3 protein-coding genes are annotated in these 3282 nt (G+C 63.1%); all 3 read right to left on the bottom strand.

The window, feature by feature from the left end; genetic code table 11:
* Positions 1-62 precede the first annotated feature (62 nt).
* The 3 genes from epsC to rimO all read right to left on the bottom strand — a co-directional run bounded on the left by epsC (position 63) and on the right by rimO (position 2997).
* The gene (epsC, locus tag RDM88_RS12345) at positions 63-773 is read right to left on the bottom strand and encodes a serine O-acetyltransferase EpsC (protein ID WP_308755125.1); all 711 of its coding nucleotides are present in this window, start codon (positions 771-773) and stop codon (positions 63-65) included.
* A 321-nt stretch (positions 774-1094) separates the two neighbouring features.
* The gene (pgsA, locus tag RDM88_RS12340; RefSeq protein WP_308755124.1) at positions 1095-1673 is read right to left on the bottom strand and encodes a CDP-diacylglycerol--glycerol-3-phosphate 3-phosphatidyltransferase; all 579 of its coding nucleotides are present in this window, start codon (positions 1671-1673) and stop codon (positions 1095-1097) included.
* A gap of 1 nt (position 1674) precedes the next feature.
* On the bottom strand, positions 1675-2997 hold the full coding sequence (rimO, locus tag RDM88_RS12335; protein ID WP_308755123.1) for a 30S ribosomal protein S12 methylthiotransferase RimO: 1323 nt from the start codon (positions 2995-2997) through the stop codon (positions 1675-1677).
* Between the last annotated feature and the right edge of the window lie 285 nt (positions 2998-3282).

Genomic DNA, 3282 nt, shown 5'->3' with positions numbered 1-3282 from the left:
GGCTGGCCCGCCGCCCGGCCGTGCGGTTTCGCCGCGCCCGGGACCGGCGGGAAAATCCCTGTCTATTCCTGCGGAATGCGCACCCGGTCGTCCGCCGGGGCCGCCTTCTGCTCCTTTTCGAGCTCGCGGATGCGCCTTTCGAGCCGGTCAAGCTCGAATTGCAGCTTGCAGATCTCCTGCGCGACCGGGTCGGGCAGGTGGACGTGGTCGAGGGTGTTGGGCTTGCGGCCGCCCACCCGCGCGATGCGCGCGGGCACGCCCACCGCCGTCGAAGCGGGCGGGATCGATTCGAGCAGCACGGCGTTGGCGGCGACCTTCGCGCCGTCGCCGACCTTGAAGGGTCCCAGGATTTTGGCCCCGCAGCCGACCGTCACGTTTTTGCCGAGCGTCGGGTGGCGCTTGCCCTTGTCCTTGCCCGTGCCGCCCAGAGTGACCCCCTGGTAGATCGTGCAGCCGTCGCCGACCTCGGCGGTCTCGCCGATGACGACCCCCATGCCGTGGTCGATTAAAACCCCCTGGCCGATCTTCGCGCCGGGGTGTATCTCGATGCCGGTCAGAAAACGGGAAAGCTGGCTGATGCAGCGCGCGGGCAGGTAGGCCCTGTGCGTATAGAGCCAGTGCGCGGGGCGGTGCATCATGATGGCGTGCAGGCCGCTCGAAAGCAGCAGCACCTCAAAGCTGTTGCGTGCTGCCGGATCGCGTTCCTTGACCGCCCGGACATCCTTTTTGATCGCGTCAAACATCCTTATCATACCTCCCAGAAAGGTTGTTATGAACTCGTGAATAAAAAATAAAAACCGCCCCGTCCGGCACTTGGCCAAACGAAGGCGGAGATTCCGCGGTTCCACTTCGATTTCTCGCTCAGGGCTTACACCCCTTTCCCTTAACGCGGGATACGCGCCGCCCTAGTTGGGGAAGCCCCGTTCAGGCCGCGTGCTCGCGGGCGCATTTCCCACGCAGCCTGCCGCGAAACGCGCTTGCAGCCGGCGGCGCGTTCTCTCTGTCGCGGGGTGTTGCGGGTACTTCTCCCGGTCAACGCAGTATCGATCTACTATATGCAAACCATACCATATTTGTGTGAAACTTGCAAGGGGTTATTTCACGTCGGAGAGCAGGTCGCGGTTTTTCCACACGTAGTTGACCCCCGAAAGGACGGTCAGCAGCACGACGAGCGACTGCAACACCGCGTCCCCGATGAAAAACCACATCGAATAGGACTCCGGCGAGGGGGGCAGCAGGCTCCACGTCACCCACATGGCCAGCAGGGTATACAGCACCCAGACGATCTGAAAGACGGTTTTCAGCTTGCCCCAGATGTCGGCGGCGATGACGCGTCCCTGCTCGGCGGCGACGAGGCGCACCGAGGTGACGAGCAGCTCCCGCGCGAGGATGATGAACACCGCGAGCGCCGACGCGCGGCCCTTGGGGATGAAGCAGATGAGCGCCGAAAAGACAAGCAGCTTATCCGCAAGCGGGTCCATGAGCTTGCCGAAATTGGTGACGAGCCCGTCCCTGCGGGCGATGTGTCCGTCGAGGTAGTCGGTGAAGGAGGCGACGGCAAAGATGACCGCCGCGAACAGATAGGCGTGCGGGATCCCGTCCGCCAGCAGGAAGACCAGAAACACCGGTATCAGCGCCATGCGCAGGACGGTGAGCTTATTTGGCAGGTTCATATCAGTCCAGAGCCCTTCCCTTTAAATCATACTGCTCGACCCCGTCGATCGTGACCTCGACGTAGTCGCCCGGCAGGTGTCCGCGCCCGCTCGTGAAAAAGACCTTCGTGTCGATGTCGGGCGCGTCCATATAGCTGCGGCCGTACCACAGCCTTCCCTCGCGGCCCTCGACCGCCACCGTCAGCGTCTTGCCCAGCTGCGCGCGGTTCACTTCCTCCATTATATCATATTGCTGCTCCATGACAACCTGCGCGCGCCGTCTTTTGACCTCTTCGTCGATCTGCCCGTCCATCTCCCCCGCGGGCGTGTCCTCCTCGGCGGAATAGGCAAAACAGCCGAGCCGTTCGAACCGCGCCGCGCGGATAAATTCGCACAGCTCGGTGAATTCCTCCTCCGTCTCGGTCGGGAAGCCGGTGATCAGCGTCGTGCGCAGCACCACCCCCGGCACCTTCGCGCGGATTCTTTCCATCAGCGCCGCGAGGCCTTCCGCGTCGCCGCGCCGGTTCATGAGCTTCAAAATCCGGCCGCTCACATGCTGGATGGGCACATCCATGTACTTGACGATCTTCTCTTGCCGCGCCATCACGTCGAGCAGGCGGTCGGTGATCCGGTCGGGATAGCAGTAGAGGATGCGCACCCACCGGACCCCGTCGATTTTGCAGAGCTCCTCAAGCAGCTCGGGCAACGCCAGCCGTCCGTAGAGGTCCTCGCCGTAGCGCGTGGTGTCCTGCGCCACGACGTTCAATTCGGTCACGCCGCGCGCGGCAAGCCGTTTCGCTTCCTCCACGATCTTTTCCATCGGGCGGCTGCGGAAATTCCCGCGGATGAGCGGGATGGCGCAGTAGGAGCAGCGGTTGTCGCATCCGTCCGCCACCTTGAGATAGGCGTAAAAGGGTTCGTTGGCAAGGACGCGCTCCCCCTCGAGCGGCAGGGCGTCCTTCTCCCCGAACGCGACCGTCCTTCTGCCCGCGAGCGCGTCCTCGATCGCCCGGATGATCTCCGCGTTTCGGCCGATGCCGAGCACCACGTCCGCCTCGGGAATCTCCAGCGCCACCTGTTCGCGGTACCGCTCGGCAAGGCATCCGGTCACGACAACCGCCCTGATTTTGCCCTCTTCCTTCATCTGCGCGAATTCGAGGATCGTCTCAATGCTCTCCCGCTTCGCGTCCTCGATGAACCCGCAGGTGTTGACGATCACCACGTCGCATGCCTGCGCGTCGGCGCAAAGCTCGTACCCGCCCTGCACGATCAGCGCGAGCATCAGTTCCGCGTCCACCTGGTTCTTTGAGCATCCGAGGGATACCATTCCAACTTTGATTGCCATGACGTTCTCCTTTTTTGCCGCTTGCGCGGCGGTGGCTTTTTGGTTGCCGCTCATAAAGCGGCGCGAATTTTGCGGGAATTGCCGCCCGCCGGCGGCAAGAATCACGAGCGCGTTCCGCCGCGCGGCGATTTTAGATATTCCGCCCAGTGGACGGAGGGCCTGCCGGTAGTCGACCGGCGGCGAGTTCCTTTCTTTACGTCAAAGAAAGGAACCAAAGAAGGACGCTCAAAGGGGGCTCACTTGAAGAAGGCAGGGCGCAAAGCTCGCCCCCCTTGAGAATCCCCC

The sequence above is a fragment of the uncultured Anaerotruncus sp. genome (genome assembly GCF_902490045.1).
Lineage (GTDB): Bacteria > Bacillota > Clostridia > Oscillospirales > Ruminococcaceae > Anaerotruncus.
This window is presented reverse-complemented; position numbering and strand designations above follow the sequence as displayed.